The sequence below is a fragment of the Streptomyces sp. NPDC091972 genome (assembly GCF_044756385.1).
GTDB lineage: Bacteria > Actinomycetota > Actinomycetes > Streptomycetales > Streptomycetaceae > Streptomyces.
Genome location: NZ_JBIVSV010000007.1, coordinates 78,999 through 96,559 on the forward strand (window position 1 = coordinate 78,999; position 17,561 = coordinate 96,559).

Here is a 17,561-nt window from a genome sequence, read left to right on the forward strand (position 1 = left end):
CGGCGGTTCGGCCGGGTGTTGGTTACAAGTCTAGTGGGCGTGAATGAGGGGGCGGGACGTGCCCCGCCCCCTCACGTGTGAACCACAGGGTTCACTCAGAACTCAGGCAGTTCAGGAGACGCCGAGCTCCTTGGCGTTGGCCTTGAGGTCCTCCAGGCCACCGCACATGAAGAACGCCTGCTCCGGGAAGTGGTCGAACTCGCCGTCACAGATCGCGTTGAACGCGGTGATCGACTCGTCCAGCGGCACGTCCGAACCGTCGACGCCGGTGAACTGCTTGGCGACGTGGGTGTTCTGCGACAGGAAGCGCTCGACGCGGCGGGCACGCTGGACGACCAGCTTGTCCTCCTCGCTGAGCTCGTCGATGCCGAGGATCGCGATGATGTCCTGGAGGTCCTTGTACTTCTGGAGGATCCCCTTGACGCGCATGGCGGTGTCGTAGTGGTCCTGCGCGATGTAGCGCGGGTCCAGGATCCGGGACGTGGAGTCCAGCGGGTCCACGGCCGGGTAGATGCCCTTCTCGGAGATCGGACGGGACAGAACCGTCGTCGCGTCGAGGTGGGCGAAGGTGGTGGCCGGGGCCGGGTCGGTCAGGTCGTCCGCGGGGACGTAGATCGCCTGCATCGAGGTGATCGAGTGACCACGGGTCGAGGTGATGCGCTCCTGGAGGAGACCCATCTCGTCGGCCAGGTTCGGCTGGTAGCCCACCGCGGAGGGCATACGGCCGAGCAGGGTCGACACCTCGGAACCGGCCTGGGTGAAGCGGAAGATGTTGTCGATGAAGAACAGCACGTCCTGCTTCTGCACATCGCGGAAGTACTCCGCCATGGTCAGACCGGCCAGCGCCACGCGCAGACGGGTGCCCGGGGGCTCGTCCATCTGACCGAAGACCAGCGCGGTCTTGTCGATGACGCCGGAGTCCGACATCTCCTCGATGAGGTCGTTGCCCTCACGGGTGCGCTCGCCGACACCGGCGAACACGGAGACACCGTCGTGGTTGTTGGCGACGCGGTAGATCATCTCCTGGATGAGCACCGTCTTGCCGACGCCGGCACCGCCGAACAGACCGATCTTTCCACCCTTGACGTACGGGGTGAGGAGGTCGATGACCTTGACGCCGGTCTCGAACATCTCGGTCTTCGACTCGAGCTCGTCGAAGTTCGGGGCCTTGCGGTGGATGGACCAGCGCTCGCCGTCGTACTGCTCGTCGACGTTCAGCACCTCACCGAGGGTGTTGAACACCTTGCCCTTGGTGAAGTCGCCGACCGGGACGGTGATGCCCGTGCCGGTGTCGGTGACCGGGGCCTGGCGGACCAGACCGTCGGTGGGCTGCATGGAGATGGTGCGGACCAGGCCGTCACCCAGGTGCTGGGCGACCTCCAGGGTCAGCGTCTTCTTCGCGCCGTCCTGGGCCGGGTCGGCCACCTCGACGTGAAGGGCGTTGTAAATCTCCGGCATCGCGTCGACGGGGAACTCCACGTCGACGACCGGGCCGATGACCCGGGCGACGCGGCCCGTGGCAACGGCCGTCTCAACTGTCGTCGTCATTACCTGTCACTCCCCGCGGTCGCGTCGGCCAGGGCTGCGGAGCCACCGACGATCTCGCTGATTTCCTGGGTGATTTCGGCCTGGCGGGCCGCGTTGGCAAGTCGGGAGAGCGTGGTGATGAGCTCTCCCGCGTTGTCGGTGGCCGACTTCATCGCGCGCCGCGTGGCGGCGTGCTTGGAGGCGGCCGACTGGAGCAGCGCGTTGTAGATACGGCTCTCCACGTAGCGCGGCAGCAGGGCGTCGAGGACGTCCTCCGCCGAGGGCTCGAAGTCGTAGAGCGGGAGGATCTCGCCCTGCGGCTTGGCCTCCTTCGCCACCTCTTCGAGGCTGAGCGGCAGCAGACGGTCGTCGAGCGCCGTCTGCGTCATCATCGAGACGAACTCGGTGAACACGATGTGGAGTTCGTCCACACCGCCCTCGGCCGTGTCCTTCTCGATGGCCTCGATCAGCGGGCCCGCGACCTTCTTGGCGTCCGCGTACGTGGGCTCGTCGGTGAAGCCGGTCCACGACTCCGCGATCTTGCGCTCACGGAAGTTGTAGTGCGCGACACCACGGCGGCCGACGACGTAGATCTCGACCTCCTGGCCTTCGCGCTCCAGCCGCTCGGTGAGCCGCTCCGCCTGCTTGATGGCGTTGGAGTTGAAGGCGCCGGCCAGACCGCGGTCGCTCGTCAGGAGCAGCACCGCGGACCGCGTGACCGTGTCGGCCTTCGTGGTCAGCGGGTGCTTCGTGTTCGAGCCGGTACCGACCGCCGTGACCGCGCGCGTGAGCTCGGTCGCGTACGGCGTGGAGGCCGCCACCTTGCGCTGCGCCTTGATGACGCGCGAGGCGGCGATCATCTCCATCGCCTTGGTGATCTTCTTGGTCGCGGTGACGGATCGGATGCGACGCTTGTAGACCCGGAGCTGGGCTCCCATGAGTCAGGTCCCTTCCTTACGTCACTTGGCGGCGGCCGGGGCGTCCTCGCCGAGAAGCTTGCCGTCCGAGGTCTCGAACTGCTTCTTGAAGTCGGCGATCGCGTCGGCAACAGCGGTGAGGGTGTCGTCCGACATCTTGCCGCCCTCCTTGATGGAGGTCATGAGGCCCTGCTCCTTGCGGTGCAGGTACTCCAGGAGCTCCTTCTCGAAGCGGCGGATGTCGTTGACCGGCACGTCGTCCATCTTGCCGGTGGTGCCCGCCCAGACGGAGACGACCTGGTCCTCGGTCGCCATCGGCTGGTACTGGGGCTGCTTGAGCAGTTCGACCATGCGCTGGCCGCGCTCGAGCTGCGCCTTCGACGCGGCGTCCAGGTCGGAACCGAAGGCGGCGAACGCCTCCAGCTCACGGAACTGGGCGAGGTCCACGCGCAGACGACCGGAGACCTGCTTCATCGCCTTGTGCTGCGCGGAACCACCGACTCGGGAGACGGAGATACCGACGTTCAGCGCGGGGCGCTGACCGGCGTTGAACAGGTCCGACTCCAGGAAGCACTGGCCGTCGGTGATGGAGATGACGTTGGTCGGGATGAACGCCGAGACGTCGTTGGCCTTGGTCTCGACGATCGGCAGACCCGTCATCGAGCCCTTGCCCATGTCGTCGGAGAGCTTCGCGCAGCGCTCCAGCAGACGGGAGTGCAGGTAGAAGACGTCACCCGGGTAGGCCTCACGGCCCGGCGGGCGGCGCAGCAGCAGGGACACGGCGCGGTAGGCGTCGGCCTGCTTCGAGAGGTCGTCGAAGATGATGAGGACGTGCTTGCCCTCGTACATCCACTGCTGGCCGATGGCCGAACCGGTGTACGGCGCCAGGTACTTGAAGCCGGCCGGGTCGGACGCCGGGGCGGCGACGATGGTCGTGTACTCCAGCGCGCCGGCCTCTTCGAGGGCACCGCGCACGGAGGCGATGGTGGAGCCCTTCTGACCGATGGCGACGTAGATGCAGCGGACCTGCTTGTTCACGTCGCCCGAGCGCCAGTTGTCGCGCTGGTTGATGATCGTGTCGACGGCCAGGGCGGTCTTGCCGGTCTGACGGTCACCGATGATCAGCTGACGCTGGCCACGGCCGATCGGGGTCATCGCGTCGACGGCCTTGTAGCCGGTCTCCATCGGCTCGTGCACCGACTTGCGCTGCATGACCGTGGGGGCCTGCAGTTCGAGGGCGCGGCGGCCGGTGGTCTCGATCTCGCCGAGGCCGTCGATCGGGTTGCCGAGCGGGTCGACGACGCGGCCGAGGTAGCCCTCGCCGACGGCCACGGAGAGGACCTCACCGGTACGGGAGACCGGCTGACCCTCCTCGATGCCGCTGAACTCACCGAGGACGATGGCGCCGATCTCGCGCTCTTCCAGGTTGAGCGCGAGGCCGAGGGTGCCGTCCTCGAACTTCAGCAGTTCGTTGGCCATGGCCGAGGGCAGACCCTCGACCTTCGCGATGCCGTCGCCGGCAAGGGTGACCGTACCGACCTCCTCGCGCGAGGCCGCGTCCGGCTTGTACGACTGGACGAAGTTCTCCAGCGCGTCCCGGATCTCCTCCGGCCGGATCGTGAGCTCCGCCATCTGGGTTCCCTGCTCTCCTTGTTGGGCCCGAAGTTTCACTTTGGGGGTCTGGGGGCGACCCCCAGGATTCTTCATGTACGGCCCAACCAGGGCCGTCGTCCGTACGTACTGCTATGAAGTTGCTGCTAGCCCGCCAGGCGGCGGCCGGCGTCCTCGATGCGGTCCGCGACGGAGCCGTTGATGACCTCGTCGCCGACCTGCACCCGGATCCCGCCGAGGACCGCGGGGTCCACGTCGAGGTTGAGGTGCATCTGGCGGCCGTAGAGCTTCGCCAGGGCACCGCCCAGACGCAGTTTCTGCTGGTCGCTCAGCGGAACCGCCGAGGTGACGACGGCCACCGTGCGGTCCCGGCGCTCGGCGGCGAGCTTGGACAGGAACTCCAGTCCCGCCTCCAGGCTACGTCCCCGGGGCGCGGCCACAAGGCGCGTCACCAGTCGCTCGGTCGTCGCATCGGCACGGCCGCCGAGCAGGCTGCGCAGCAGCTCGCCCTTGGCCGACGCCGTCGCGGCGCGGTTCGTCAGCGCGGCGCGCAGCTCGGTGTTCGAGGAGATGATCCGGCCGAACCGGAACAGCTCGTCCTCGACGTTGTCGAGCTTGCCCCGCCGCTGGGCGGCGGTGAGGTCGGCGATGCTCGCCAGCTCCTCCAGCGCGTCCACCAGGTCGCGCGACTGCGACCAGCGGGAGCGCACCATGCCGGCCACCAGGTCCGCGGCGGCGCCGCCGACCTGCGTGCCGATCAGGCGCTGGGCCAGTTCGGCCTTGGCCTCGCCGGCCTGCGCCGGGTCGGTCAGGACCCGACGCAGCGACACCTCGCGGTCCAGCAGCGCGGTGACGGCGGCCAGCTCGTCGGCGAGCGAGCCGGCGTCCACGGACGTGTTGTCCGTCAGCGCGTCGAGACGCTCGCGTGCGGCTGCCAGGGCCTCGCGGCTCGCTCCGTGCGCCGTCATCGGGCCGCCTCGGCCGTCTCCTCGAGGTCGTCGAGGAAGCGGTCGATCACGCGGCTCTGCCGGGCGTGGTCCTCGAGGGACTCGCCGACGAGCTTGCCGGCCAGTTCGGTGGCGAGCTTGCCCACGTCCTGGCGCAGCGCGGACGCGGCGGCCTTGCGGTCGGCCTCGATCTGCGCGTGACCGGCGGCGACGATCTCCTCGCGCTGCCGCTGGCCTTCCGCGCGCATCTCGGCGATGAGCGTGGCGCCCTGCTCCTGAGCCTCCTGGCGCAGGCGCGCGGCCTCGTGGCGGGCCTCGGCGAGCTGTGCCTTGTACTGCTCAAGGACGCTCTGGGCCTCGGTCTGCGCGGCCTCGGCCTTCTCGATACCGCCCTCGATGGCCTCGCGACGCTCTTCCAGAACCTTGTTGATGGTCGGGAGGAGCTTCTTGGCGAGGAAGCCGAAGACGATGACGAAGGCGATCAGGCCGATGACGAGCTCCGGCCACGGCGGAATGAGGGGATTCTCCTTCTCCGCCTCGGCCGCAAGCTGAACCAGTGCGTGGTTCACATCAGTGCCTTTCGTCGAATGGGGCTGTCGTCGTGGTTCGTCTTAGTAGACGAACGGCATGACGAGGCCGATGAGGGCCAGCGCCTCACAGAACGCGAAGCCGAGGATCTGGTTACCGCGGATGAGGCCGGCCGCCTCGGGCTGGCGGGCGAGGGCCTGGGTGCCGTTGCCGAAGATGATGCCGACGCCGACGCCCGGGCCGATCGCGGCGAGGCCGTAACCGATGGAGCCGAGGTTGCCTTCGACCGCAGCGAGGGTCTGGAGAGCGGACATGCCGGTTCTTCCTTCTCTTTCAGTGACCGGTGGGGGTTGGCCACCGGATGTCTCTGGGGTGGCGGGACGGTGCTCAGTGGTGCTCGGCGAGCGCGCCCTGGATGTAGGTGCAGGTCAGGAGGACGAAGACGTACGCCTGGACCGCCTGGATGAAGAGCTCGAAGGCCGTCATCACGATGACCATCACGAACGAGACGCCGGAGTAGGCGATGCCGATGCCGTTCAGCATGTACCAGCTGGCGATCGTGAAGAGCAGCAGCAGGGTGTGGCCGGCGAACATGTTCGCGAAGAGTCGCACGGCGTGCGTGAACGGGCGCACCAGCAGGTTCGAGAAGAACTCGATGACCATGGCCAGCGGCAGCACGGCGCCGAGCGACTTGTCGTAGCCCGTCACGTTCTTGAAGAAACCGACGAAGCCGTGCCGCTTGAAGGTCAGCGAGACCCAGGTGATGTAGACGATCGCGGCCAGCACTGCCGGGTAGGCGATGATCGACGTCACCGGGAAGGAGGCCACCGGGATGATCGACCACAGGTTGAGCATCCAGATGAAGAAGAACAGCGAGACGGCGAGCGGTACGTACTTCTCGCCCTCCTTCTTGCCGATCGTCTCGTAGACGACGCCGCGGCGGACGAAGTCGTAGCCGGCCTCGGCGATCATCTGGAGCTTGCCGGGGACGACCTTCGGACGGGCGAAGGCGGCCCAGAAGAAGCCCACGATGATGACCGAGCCGAGCAGGGCCAGCAGCATCGGCTTGTTGAAGTAGAGGCCGTTGCCGTCCGCGTCGCCCCACAGGGGCTCGAACATGAACGAGTGCAGGCCCGGAGCCGGGAAGCCACACCCGTCGAACAGGTGACAGCTCGTGTCGAAAGCGAGCGTCTGCGTCGGGTCAGCACTCACCGCGGGCTCCTTCGTCGTGGCGCATAGGTACGGCAACCTCGTTGTGTCGGCGCGGCGGTAGGCCGCAGTTCGGCACGGGACTGGTGGAACGGATGTGGGGGCGGCCGGGGGGCATCGAGCCTCGCGTTCGAGCAGGCGTCAGCTCCGATGCCCGCGCCCGCGATGCCGCAGTTGGCACCGGACGATAGCAGGGTCTCTCAGTCGCATTTATCCCGGCCCTACCTCTCACGACGAGTGCCCCGTCTTTTCGGGCTTGGAGCCCGAATCGGGTTCGACGTAGAGGATCTTGGACTTCATGTGGGCGCGTGTCTGTGCGGCGATCCAGGTGAGGGTGCCGACGACGAGCGTGAGAGCGAAAGCCTTGGGGTGGAACAGCGTGGTGTTCTTGAACACCGCGACGAAGACGAACAGCAGCAGGATCTGAGCCGTGTAGAGCATCAGGCCCATCGCCTGGAAGAGGTGCGGAAGCGATTTGGCAGTGCGCTGCAGGACGTAGAGGCCGATGCCCATGAAGAGGATCACGACCAGCGTCGCCACTCCCGCCCCGACCGCGCCCTTGCCACCGGCGACCACACCGCTGACGACGGCGGCGACAGCGCCGACGGCGGCCGTGGGCACGGCGGCCTGAGCCAGGATCCGGACGTCGTTGGACGGCATGGCGGCAACTCCGCTTTCAAAGGGGGGGTGTGTCGTCATGGACGAGCCTAGTCCCGGGCTGAGAGTGACCCTCACGCCAAGGGGCCGTCGCACTGCGGTCCTTCGGCTCTGTCCCGGGTTCTCGTGAACCGTATCACAAACTATTTGATGCGGTCTTTACCTAGAAGGTGTGCCTGCTGTCACACATGAGAGTGAAGCTGCGCGTCTGTGCAGGAACGCGGTCGAGTTGTCTGGTATGAGGGCGGTTTGTCACCCCGGCCAAGTCCCACGCGTTGGCAATGCTTTAGTCAGATTCTTACCTTGGGCGTCAGCGCGAGGTCTCGGCCTTACGCCTCTCCGGGACGTGCGAACGGGCGCCCAGCGCGGTCGCGCCATTGACACCCGCCACCCCGACGGCCACCGGAGCGCGCTGCTCCGGCTCGGCGGGCTCCGCGACCACGGCACGCCGACGGCGGCGGTAGCGCGGCGGCACGATGTGCTGGGCCCACATCGGGACGCGCGGGGTGAAGCGCGGCAGCAGGAGCAGCACCAGCCCGATCGCGCTGAGGAACACGACGCCGAGCACGATCCACATGGACGCGGAGTTCACCGAGTAGGCGAGCGAGCCGAAGGCGATCAGCGCCGACCAGAAGTACATGATCCACACCGCCCGGCTGTGCGAGTGCCCGATCTCCAGGAGCCGGTGGTGCAGATGCCCGCGGTCCGCGGCGAACGGCGACTGGCCGCGCCAGGTGCGGCGCACGATCGCCGAGATCAGGTCGGCGGCCGGCACCGCGATGATGGTCAGCGGCAGCAGCAGCGGGATGTAGACGGGGACCGTCTGGTGCACGGCCGCCTTCTCGGAGCCGGCGAACAGCTTGAGGGCGTCCGGGTCGATCTGCCCCGTGATGGAGATCGCGCCCGCCGCCAGCACCAGGCCGATGAGCATCGAGCCGGAGTCGCCCATGAAGATCCGCGCGGGGTGCATGTTGTGCGGCAGGAAGCCCAGGCACATGCCCATCAGGATCGCCGAGAACAGCGTGGCCGGGGCGGCCGCCTCGATGCCGTACGAGTACCAGATGCGGTAGGCGTACAGGAAGAACGCCGCCGCCGCGATGCAGACCATGCCGGCCGCGAGACCGTCGAGGCCGTCGACGAAGTTCACCGCGTTGATGGTGATGACGACCAACGCGACCGTCAGCAGGGTGCCCTGCCACTGGGTCAGCGCGACCGAGCCCACGCTGGGGATGGGCAGCCACAGGATCGTCAGACCCTGCATGACCATCACGCCCGCGGCGATCATCTGGCCGCCCAGCTTGATCAGGGCGTCGATCTCGAACTTGTCGTCCAGGACGCCGATCAGCCAGATCAGGGCCGCCCCGGAGAGCAGCGCACGCGGTTCGTTCGACTTCTCGAAGACCTCGCTGAGGTTGGTCAGGTGGTCGGCGACCAGCAGGCCCGCGCACAGTCCGAAGAACATGGCGATACCGCCGAGCCGCGGAGTCGGTTCCCGGTGCACGTCACGGGCCCTGATCTCCGGCATCGCTCCGGCCACGATCGCGAACTTCCGTACCGGCCCTGTCAGCAGATACGTCACCGCGGCCGTGATGCAGAGCGTCAGCAGGTATTCACGCACAGGCTTCCCCACAGGTCTCGCTGGCCATCTCAGCCCCACACCCTAGCGACGCACGCATATGGTTGTGGACTTCCGGGTAGAGCCGATGGTTGCACGCGCGGCTGTGCACGCAGGTGCGGATACCCCCGCTCAGGCCGGATACGGCGGAAATCCGCCGACCAGGTCCCGCACTTCTTCACGTGCCCGGGCGCTCTCGACCTCGCCGCGCACCACCCCCGCGAGCAGGGCGGCGATCCTCGTCATCTCCTTCTCGGCCATGCCCTGGGTGGTGACGGCGGCGGTGCCGAGGCGGAGTCCGCGGGTGTCCGCGTGCGGCAGCGCACAGCAGTCGAGCACCATCCCCCCGGCCGCCAGCCGGCCCCGTGCCGTGCGCCCCTCGACGCCGAGCGGTGCCGGATCGGCCGTCACCAGGTGGGTGTCGGTGCCGCCGGTGGTGACCGCGAACCCCTCGTCGGCCAGCCCGGCCGCGAGGACCCGCGCGTTGGCGACCACCTGACGGGCGTACGCGGTGAACGCCGGGGTCGCCGCCTCGCCGAAGGCGACCGCCTTCGCGGCGATGGTGTGCATCTGGGCGCCGCCCTGGGTGAACGGGAAGACGGCCCGGTCGACCCGCTCGGCCAGTTCGCTCCCGCAGAGGATCATTCCGCCGCGGGGGCCGCGCAGCACCTTGTGCGTGGTGGCGCAGACGACGTCGGCGTACGGCACCGGACTGGGCGCCGCTCCCCCGGCGACGAGCCCGATGGGGTGGGCGGCGTCGGCGATGAGGTACGCGCCCACCTCGTCGGCGACCTCGCGGAAGAAGGCGTAGTCGATGTGCCGGGGGTAGGCGATGGAACCGCAGACGATCGCCTTGGGGCGGTGGGTGCGGGCCAGGGCGCGCACCTGGTCGTGGTCGATGAGCCCGGTCTCGGCGTCGACGCCGTAGGGGACGAAGTCGAACCAGCGGCCGGAGAAGTTGGCGGGCGAGCCGTGGGTGAGGTGGCCGCCGTAGGGCAGGCCGAGGGCGAGGACGGTGTCGCCGGGGCGCAGCAGCGTGGCGTAGGCGGCCAGGACCGCCGAAGAGCCGGAGTGGGACTGCACGTTGGCGTGCTCGGCGCCGAAGAGGGCCTTGGCGCGGTCCACGGCGAGCCGTTCGGCCACGTCGACGATCTCGCAGCCGCCGTGGTGACGGGCGCCCGGGTAGCCCTCGGCGTACTTGTTGGCCAGCGGCGAGCCGAGCGCGGCCAGGACGGCCGGCGAGCAGAAGTTCTCGGCGGCGACGAGCTGGAGCGTCGACGACTGCCGGTCGAGCTCCCCGAGCAGGATCTCGGCCAGCTCGGGGTCCTGCCGCGCGAGGGCGTCGGCGGTCTGGGGCGCATGGGTGACCGACATGGTGGACTCCGGGGCGTCGACGGTGACGTACGTCCAATGTAGGCCCGGGGCCCGTGGGGTGCCCGGTCGTTACGTCCTTGCGGGTACACCGGTGACCGCGGTGAGGACCGGGGCCGGCGCCTCGTGCGGCCCCGCCCCGACGCGCCGCCCTGCGTCACGTACGCGCGGGAACGCCCGTCAGCGCCGTGACGACCGGGTCCAGCGCCTCGTGTATCTCGTCGCCGATCGAGCGGAAGAAGGTCAGCGGGGCGCCGTACGGGTCGAAGACCTCGTCGGCCTCGGCGGTCGGGGCCAGGAGCCACCCGCGTAGAGCGGCCGCCGCGCGGACCAGGGCGCGTGCGCGGACCACCAGGCCGTCCTCCAGGGGCGGCAGGGTCGCCGGGTCTATCGCCTTCACCAGGCGGGTGAACTCCTTCAGGGTGAAGGTGCGCAGGCCCGCCGAGTGGCCCATGGAGATGACCTGCTGGCGGTGGTCACGGGTGGCGGTCAGGACCAGGTCCGCCATGATCACGTGCTCGTCCAGCAGCTCCCGCCCCGTGAAGCCGGAGGGGTCCGCGCCGAACTCGGCGAGGACGGTCTCCGCGTTGGCCTCCATGGGCGCGCCCTCGTGGCCCCAGGTCCCCGCGCTCTCCACCACCAGGCCGCCCCACAGCGGGTCGCCGAGCCGGTCCGCCAGGGCATGCCGGGTCAGCCGCTCGGTGATCGGCGAGCGGCAGACGTTGCCGGTGCTGACGTGGAGGATGCGGAAGCTGTCACGCGGGAGCCCTGTGAAGGTCCGCGTCTCTTCCCCGTCCCATATGCCACGCCCCGCGTCAGGGGCCGTCAATTCGCCACCTCGAGGTCGGGTACGACCTTCCTGAGCTCGTCCGCGGAGATCGCGCCCGCGCGCAGCAGCAGGGGCACCTCGCGGGTGACGTCGACGATGGAGGAGGGGACGTTGCCGGGGGTCGGGCCGCCGTCGAGGTAGACGGAGACCGAGTCGCCGAGCATGTCCTGGGCCGCGTCGCAGGTCTCCGGCGACGGGTGGCCGGTGAGGTTGGCGGAGGAGACCGCCATGGGGCCGACCTCGGTCAGCAGCTCGATGGCGACGGGGTGCAGGGGCATCCGGACGGCCACCGTGCCCCGGGTGTCGCCCAGGTCCCACTGGAGGGACGGCTGGTGCTTGGCGACGAGCGTGAGCGCGCCCGGCCAGAAGGCGTCGACGAGCTCCCAGGCCAGCTCGGAGAAGTCGGTGACGAGACCGTGCAGGGTGTTCGGGGAGCCGATCAGCACGGGAGTGGGCATGTTGCGGCCCCGGCCCTTGGCCTCCAGGAGGTCGTGGACGGCCTCGGAGGAGAACGCGTCGGCGCCGATGCCGTACACCGTGTCGGTCGGGAGGACCACGAGCTCGCCACGGCGGACGGCGGACGCGGCTTCGCGCAGACCGGTCGTGCGGTCGGTCGCGTCGTTGGTGTCGTATCGCCGTGCCATATCTAGCGGGCCTCCTCGTACACGTACTGCGGGATGGAAGTGCGGGGCGTACTCACGGCAGTGCCTTGCGGGCCGTGGCGAACCGGGGGCGGTTGTTGAGGTCGGGGTGGTCGGCCGCGTCGGCCCAGCCCCGCTCCTCGGTGAAGATCCACGGCACCTGGCCGCCCTGGGTGTCGGCGTGCTCGATGACGACCACGCCGCCGGGGCGCAGGAGCCGGTGCGCGGTCCGTTCCAGACCGCGGATGAGGTCGAGGCCGTCCTCGCCGGAGAACAGGGCGAGTTCGGGGTCGTAGTCCCGTGCCTCGGGGGCGACGTACTCCCACTCGGTGAGCGGGATGTAGGGAGGGTTGGAGATGACCAGGTCGACATGGCCGTCGAGGTCCCGGAAGGCGTCCAGGGCGTTGCCCTGCCGCAGGTCGACCCTGGAGCCCTCGACGTTCTTCCGGGTCCAGCGCAGGGCTTCCTCGGACAGCTCGACGGCGTGCACGCGGGAGCGCGGGACCTCCTGGGCGAGGGCCAGCGCGATGGCGCCGGAACCGGTGCACAGGTCGACGATGCACGGCTCGACGACGTCCATCGCGCGGACGGCGTCTATGGCCCACCCGACCACTGACTCGGTCTCCGGGCGGGGCACGAACACCCCGGGCCCCACCTGGAGTTCGAGGTACCGGAAGTAGGCGAGGCCGGTGATGTGCTGGAGCGGCTCGCGCTGCTCACGGCGCGCGATGACCTCCCAGTAGCGGGCGTCGAAGTCCGCGTCCTTCACGGAGTGCAGCTCGCCCCGCTTCACGCCGTGCACGAACGCGGCGAGTTCCTCCGCGTCGTTGCGCGGCGAGGGCACGCCGGCGTCGGCCAGCCGCTGGGTGGCCTGGGCCACCTCTGCGAGCAGCAGGTTCACGCAAGTCCTCCGTGTCGTACTCGGTCGTGCGTAGGTGCCTGTCAGGCGGCTGCCAGCTTCGCTGCCGAGTCCGCGTCGACACAGGCCTGGATCACCGCGTCGAGGTCGCCGTCCAGGACCTGGTCCAGGTTGTACGACTTGAAGCCGACGCGGTGGTCCGAGATGCGGTTCTCCGGGAAGTTGTACGTGCGGATCTTCTCGGAGCGGTCGACGGTGCGGACCTGGCTGCGCCGGGCGTCGGCGGCATTGCGCTCCGCCTCCTCCTGCGCCGCCGCGAGCAGCCTGGAGCGCAGGATACGCAAGGCCTGCTCCTTGTTCTGCAACTGGCTCTTCTCGTTCTGGCAGGAGGCGACGACTCCGGTGGGGATGTGCGTGATGCGCACGGCGGAGTCGGTCGTGTTGACGGACTGCCCGCCGGGCCCCGAGGAGCGGTAGACGTCGATGCGCAGGTCGTTGGGGTTGATCTCCACGTCGACCTCCTCCGCCTCGGGCGTGACCAGCACACCGGCCGCGGAGGTGTGGATACGGCCCTGGGACTCCGTCGCCGGGACGCGCTGCACCCGGTGCACCCCGCCCTCGTACTTGAGGCGGGCCCACACGCCCTGTCCGGGCTCGGTGGCGCCCTGGCCGCCCTTGGTCTTCACGGCGACCTGGACGTCCTTGTAACCGCCCAGCTCGGACTCGGTGGCGTCGATGATCTCGGTCTTCCAGCCGACGCGCTCGGCGTAGCGCAGGTACATGCGCAGCAGGTCGCCGGCGAACAGCGCGGACTCGTCGCCGCCCGCGCCCGCCTTGATCTCGAGGATGACGTCCTTGTCGTCGCTGGGGTCGCGGGGCACGAGGAGGAGGCGCAGCTTCTCCGTCAGCTCCTCGCGGGCCTTCTCCAGCTCCTTGACCTCGGCGGCGAACTCCGGGTCGTCGGCGCCCAGTTCGCGCGCGGTCTCGATGTCGTCGCCGGTCTGCTTCCAGGAGCGGTACGTGGCGACGATCGGGGTGAGCTCGGCGTAGCGCTTGTTCAGCTTGCGCGCGTTGGCCTGGTCGGAGTGGACCGACGGGTCGGCGAGCTTCTTCTCCAGGTCGGCGTGCTCACCGACGAGTTCCTCGACGGCCTCGAACATCTTGGGCTCCTGAACTGCGTAAGAAAGAGGGTGGGCGGGCGACCAAAAACGCCGGTCCCGGCGCACTCCGAGGAGTGCGGCGTGGACCGGCGCTGGTGGCTCGCTACTTCTTGGCAGCAGCCTTGCCGAAGCGGGCCTCGAAGCGGGCCACACGGCCACCGGTGTCGAGGATCTTCTGCTTGCCCGTGTAGAACGGGTGGCACTCGGAGCAGACCTCGGCGCGGATGGTGCCGCTGGAGATCGTGCTGCGGGTGGTGAACGACGCGCCGCAGGTGCAGGAAACCTGCGTCTCGACGTACTCGGGGTGGATGTCGCGCTTCAAGGTGTCTCCTAGTTCCGGGAGGGCACCGGGTCGCCACCGCGGGCTGCGGGAGCGTGAACCGGGGCCGACGTACCAGTCTGCCAGCACTGGCCGCATCCCCCAAAACGAGGGGGTGCCCCCGTCTATTCCCCCGCGTTCCGGACGGCTCCCTCAGGAGGTCACGACGCCCTTGGCCTGGCCCGTCGCCGTGTCGGCGGTGGCCGACCTCGGGATCGGCCGGTCGTGCTCCAGGGCCGTCCAGATCTGCCGGGCCTTGGCCTCCTGGACGAGGACCCGGTTGGGGTTCGCCGGGTCGTAGCGGACCGGCAGGGTGACCATGGTCATGTCCGACGGGCTGATGCCCTTGAGACCGCTCGCGAAGGAGACCAGGGAGTTCACCGAGCCCAGGTCGGAGTCGGTGGTGACGGCCTTGGTGGCGGTGTCGGCGAGGTCGTACAGCTTCTTGGGGCTGGCCAGCACGCCGACGCTCCTGACCTGCTTGACCAGCGCCTTGATGAAGGCCTGCTGGAGCTGGATGCGGCCGAGGTCGGAGCCGTCGCCGACGCCGTGCCGGGTGCGGACGAGACCGAGGGCCTGCGCGCCGGTGAGCTCGTGGGTGCCGGCCTTGAGGTCGAGGTGGCTGTCGGTGTCCTTGATGTCCCTGGTCGTGGTGACCGTGACCCCGCCGAGTTCGTCGACCAGCTTCTCGAAGCCGCTGAAGTCGACCTCCAGGTAGTGGTCCATGCGGATGTCGGTCATGGTCTCGACGGTCTTGACGGCACAGGCCGCACCGCCGGTCGTGTACGCGGAGTTGAACATGACGTCCGTCGCGGCGTCGTGCTCCTTGCCGTCGGTGTCGGTGCACTCCGGGCGGTCGATCAGGGTGTCGCGCGGTAGGGAGACCACGGCGGCCTTCTTGTGGCCCTCGTACACGTGGATGATCATCGCGGTGTCGGAGCGGGCGCTGCCGTCGTCGGTGCCCCCGCCGAGCTCCCGGTTGGAGCCGGAGCGGGTGTCCGAGCCCAGGACGAGGATGTTCTCGGAGCCGTTGTCGGCCTTCGCGGGCCGGGCGCTGCCGAGGACCTGGTCGATGTCGACGCTCTTGATGTTGCCGTTGAGCTTGAAGTACACGTAGCCGGCCCCGGTGCCGCCCAGCACGACGATCCCCGCGGCAACCCACGCCGTGATCAGCAGGCCCTTGCGCCCCTTGCTGCGGGGTTTGCGGCGGCGTCCCTTGCCACCCGGTTCTCCGGGTATCGGCGTGCTCTCGGCTGACATGTGCTCCTCGAATCTCGTCCGGTCGGTTACCCCCTGTTTTCAGGGTCAGACGTGGTCACGGAAGACCCGTACCGCACCATGTTCGCTCTGCCTGGTCAGACGGCGAAACTCGAGAAAGGGTTGCACAACGGGCTGTGACCACCACGTGCAGCGGTGGTCACAGCCCGTCACGGGAGCATCAGGGGCGAGCCCTGTTCACCAGCGGTTTCAGCCAAAGATGTCGTACTGCTGGAAACCGGTGCCCATGCTGGACCTTGTGGCGAAGATCTCGCTGGTCGCCTTGCCGGTGCCCTTGTACAGGTAGAGCGTGCCGCCGGGCGTGCGGGCCACGAGGTCGGCCCTGCCGTCGCCGGTGATGTCACCGACGGCGTCGAAGGCGTTGTACGTCGTGCTGCTCCAGTTGCGCACCTTCACCCGGGCCGCGAAGACGCCCGTACCGGACTTGCCGGTGCCCTTGTACAGGTAGATGTCGCCCGTGCTCTTGTTGCGGGCGAGCACGTCCGCCTTGCCGTCACCGGTGAAGTCGCCGTGGCCCAGCAGGAAGTTGTACTGGTTCCAGCCGGCGCCGACCCTGACCCGGGCCGCGAAGCTGCCGTCGCCGTTGCCCGGGTAGATCCACAGGACGCCCGCGGAGTCGACCGAGAGCAGGTCGGGCTTGTAGTCGCCGGTCACGTCGCCGGGGGTGACGATCCGGGTGCGGGTCCGCCAGTCGGTGAAGACCTTCTTCGGGGCGGCCCAGGCGCCTCCGGTGGACGACGGGACGAACCGCAGCCAGTAGACGTCACCGGTGGCGGAGACGCGGTACACCAGGTCCTGGAAGCCGTCCCGGTTGAGGTCGGTCTGCCGGACGAGGTTCACGCCGTTCCAGTCGCCCCAGGACTGCCGGGCGGCCAGGGTCGTGCCCTTGGAGTCCAGCTCGTAGCCGACCTTGGTGGAGGAGTTGCGCACCCACAGGTCGGCCTTGTGGTCGAAGTTCAGGTTGGTGTCGTCGACGCGCGGGTAGGCGGCGCCGACGTACTTGCTGACCTTGGTGAAGACGCTGTAGGCGCCCTTGGCGACGCAGTCCGTCACGTTCCAGGAGACGACGCCGACGATCCGCCCGTTCACGACGAGGGGGCCGCCGGAGTCACCGCTGCAGATCGCGGTCGTACCGGAGTCGCTGCCGCTGGCGGCCGGACCCGCGCACGTCATGTGCCCCTTGATGAACCAGGAGCCGTAGGCCGCGGCGCAGGTCGTGTCCGACTTGATGGGCAGCGTGGCCGTCTTCAGCGTCTCGGAGATGGCGTCGCTGGTGGAGCTGGTGCGGCCCCAGCCGTAGACCTTGGCGGTCTTGGCGCCGGTCGTGGCGGGGTCGTAGGAGGCGGTGTCCGTGGACGTCGTCATACGGATCGGGGTCGCCTTGACGGGGGCCGCCAGGGTCAGGACCGCGATGTCGTTGTCGATGGTGTCCTCGTTGTACGACGGGTGGTACCACTGTCGCAGCACGGCCGTGGCGGCACCGCCGTGCAGGTCGCCGTCCTCGGAGAGCAGCTGGGTCGCCCCGGTCACCACGGTGCCGCCCACGGCCCAGTTGGCGCCCTTGACGCAGTGCGCGGCGGTGAGGATCTTCGTCGGCGCGACGACCGCGCCGCCGCAGAAGAAGCCGGTGTCGTCGCTGGTGTCCGTGGTGCCCTTGGTGTCGACGTACCAGAGCTGGGCCATCCACGGGGCGGAGCTGATGGTGGTCGTCGTGCCGCCGATGATCATCGGCGAGACGGTGGAGTCGACCGTGCCGCCGCCGGTCGGCGTCCGGGTCGCGGTGCGGGTGGTGTCCACGACCGTGGCCGCCTCGGCGACGCGCTGCTTCAGCTCGGCCTGCGACGGCGTGGACACGGCGGGCGCGGCCGGTGCCTGCGGTTCGGGCACCACGGTGGCGGCACTCGCCGACGTGGCCAGCAGCGCGGCGGCCACGGCGACGGGCAGTGCGATCCATGCGCGCCGTCTGTACCGGCCGGCGCCTCCGGACATGGGTATGCCCATGCAAGTCCCCCCAAGGGATCAGAAGAAGCTCAGAGATCGAAAATTCGACCGAAGAGCGTGATCGTAAACCAGAGAGGGCCGCCCCCTGGCAA

At 69.0% G+C, this 17,561-nt stretch carries 17 protein-coding genes; all 17 read right to left on the reverse strand.

Features of this window, described 5'->3' with window-relative positions; all coding sequences use genetic code 11:
- Nucleotides 1–111: 111 nt before the first annotated feature.
- Nucleotides 112–1,548: a F0F1 ATP synthase subunit beta gene (gene atpD / locus ACIQJT_RS21780; RefSeq protein ID WP_365461850.1), complete on the reverse strand. Its 1,437-nt coding sequence runs from the start codon at nucleotides 1,546–1,548 to the stop codon at nucleotides 112–114.
- Nucleotides 1,548–2,465, reverse strand: coding sequence for a F0F1 ATP synthase subunit gamma (locus ACIQJT_RS21785; protein ID WP_365461848.1), 918 nt, complete (start codon nucleotides 2,463–2,465; stop codon nucleotides 1,548–1,550). The genes atpD and ACIQJT_RS21785 overlap by 1 nt, the downstream gene beginning before the upstream one ends.
- Nucleotides 2,466–2,486: 21 nt before the next feature.
- Nucleotides 2,487–4,076, reverse strand: a complete 1,590-nt coding sequence (gene atpA / locus ACIQJT_RS21790; RefSeq protein WP_365461846.1) for a F0F1 ATP synthase subunit alpha — start codon at nucleotides 4,074–4,076, stop codon at nucleotides 2,487–2,489.
- 125 nt (nucleotides 4,077–4,201) lie between these two features.
- Nucleotides 4,202–5,023, reverse strand: a complete 822-nt coding sequence (locus ACIQJT_RS21795) for a F0F1 ATP synthase subunit delta (protein WP_365461844.1) — start codon at nucleotides 5,021–5,023, stop codon at nucleotides 4,202–4,204.
- Nucleotides 5,020–5,571: a F0F1 ATP synthase subunit B gene (locus ACIQJT_RS21800; RefSeq protein WP_179200221.1), complete on the reverse strand. Its 552-nt coding sequence runs from the start codon at nucleotides 5,569–5,571 to the stop codon at nucleotides 5,020–5,022. Before ACIQJT_RS21800 ends, ACIQJT_RS21795 begins: the two co-directional genes overlap by 4 nt.
- 42 nt (nucleotides 5,572–5,613) lie before the next feature.
- On the reverse strand, nucleotides 5,614–5,844 hold the full coding sequence (locus tag ACIQJT_RS21805; protein ID WP_031040683.1) for an ATP synthase subunit C: 231 nt from the start codon (nucleotides 5,842–5,844) through the stop codon (nucleotides 5,614–5,616).
- 73 nt (nucleotides 5,845–5,917) lie between these two features.
- Nucleotides 5,918–6,742, reverse strand: coding sequence for a F0F1 ATP synthase subunit A (gene atpB, locus ACIQJT_RS21810; RefSeq protein WP_053850764.1), 825 nt, complete (start codon nucleotides 6,740–6,742; stop codon nucleotides 5,918–5,920).
- 225 nt (nucleotides 6,743–6,967) lie between these two features.
- Entirely contained in the window at nucleotides 6,968–7,399 is a 432-nt protein-coding gene (locus tag ACIQJT_RS21815) for a hypothetical protein (RefSeq protein ID WP_053850763.1), read from the reverse strand.
- 307 nt (nucleotides 7,400–7,706) lie between these two features.
- Nucleotides 7,707–9,014 carry an MraY family glycosyltransferase gene (locus ACIQJT_RS21820; RefSeq protein ID WP_365461841.1) on the reverse strand — a complete coding sequence of 436 codons (1,308 nt, stop codon included), beginning with the start codon at nucleotides 9,012–9,014 and terminating at the stop codon, nucleotides 7,707–7,709.
- Between the two features lie 129 nt (nucleotides 9,015–9,143).
- The gene (gene glyA, locus ACIQJT_RS21825) at nucleotides 9,144–10,385 is read right to left on the reverse strand and encodes a serine hydroxymethyltransferase (RefSeq protein WP_402645853.1); all 1,242 of its coding nucleotides are present in this window, start codon (nucleotides 10,383–10,385) and stop codon (nucleotides 9,144–9,146) included.
- Nucleotides 10,386–10,539: 154 nt separating this feature from the next.
- Nucleotides 10,540–11,211: a low molecular weight phosphatase family protein gene (locus ACIQJT_RS21830; RefSeq protein ID WP_053850760.1), complete on the reverse strand. Its 672-nt coding sequence runs from the start codon at nucleotides 11,209–11,211 to the stop codon at nucleotides 10,540–10,542.
- Entirely contained in the window at nucleotides 11,208–11,855 is a 648-nt protein-coding gene (locus ACIQJT_RS21835; protein WP_020136571.1) for an L-threonylcarbamoyladenylate synthase, read from the reverse strand. The genes ACIQJT_RS21830 and ACIQJT_RS21835 overlap by 4 nt, the downstream gene beginning before the upstream one ends.
- 52 nt (nucleotides 11,856–11,907) lie before the next feature.
- Nucleotides 11,908–12,753 carry a peptide chain release factor N(5)-glutamine methyltransferase gene (gene prmC / locus ACIQJT_RS21840; protein WP_365461836.1) on the reverse strand — a complete coding sequence of 282 codons (846 nt, stop codon included), beginning with the start codon at nucleotides 12,751–12,753 and terminating at the stop codon, nucleotides 11,908–11,910.
- A gap of 41 nt (nucleotides 12,754–12,794) precedes the next feature.
- Nucleotides 12,795–13,871, reverse strand: coding sequence for a peptide chain release factor 1 (prfA, locus tag ACIQJT_RS21845; RefSeq protein WP_365461834.1), 1,077 nt, complete (start codon nucleotides 13,869–13,871; stop codon nucleotides 12,795–12,797).
- Between the two features lie 103 nt (nucleotides 13,872–13,974).
- Nucleotides 13,975–14,193, reverse strand: coding sequence for a 50S ribosomal protein L31 (gene rpmE, locus ACIQJT_RS21850; RefSeq protein ID WP_007384712.1), 219 nt, complete (start codon nucleotides 14,191–14,193; stop codon nucleotides 13,975–13,977).
- Nucleotides 14,194–14,343: 150 nt separating this feature from the next.
- Nucleotides 14,344–15,450, reverse strand: coding sequence for an LCP family protein (locus tag ACIQJT_RS21855; RefSeq protein WP_402645858.1), 1,107 nt, complete (start codon nucleotides 15,448–15,450; stop codon nucleotides 14,344–14,346).
- A gap of 207 nt (nucleotides 15,451–15,657) precedes the next feature.
- Nucleotides 15,658–17,457 carry a trypsin-like serine protease gene (locus ACIQJT_RS21860; protein WP_402646478.1) on the reverse strand — a complete coding sequence of 600 codons (1,800 nt, stop codon included), beginning with the start codon at nucleotides 17,455–17,457 and terminating at the stop codon, nucleotides 15,658–15,660.
- Nucleotides 17,458–17,561 lie beyond the last annotated feature (104 nt).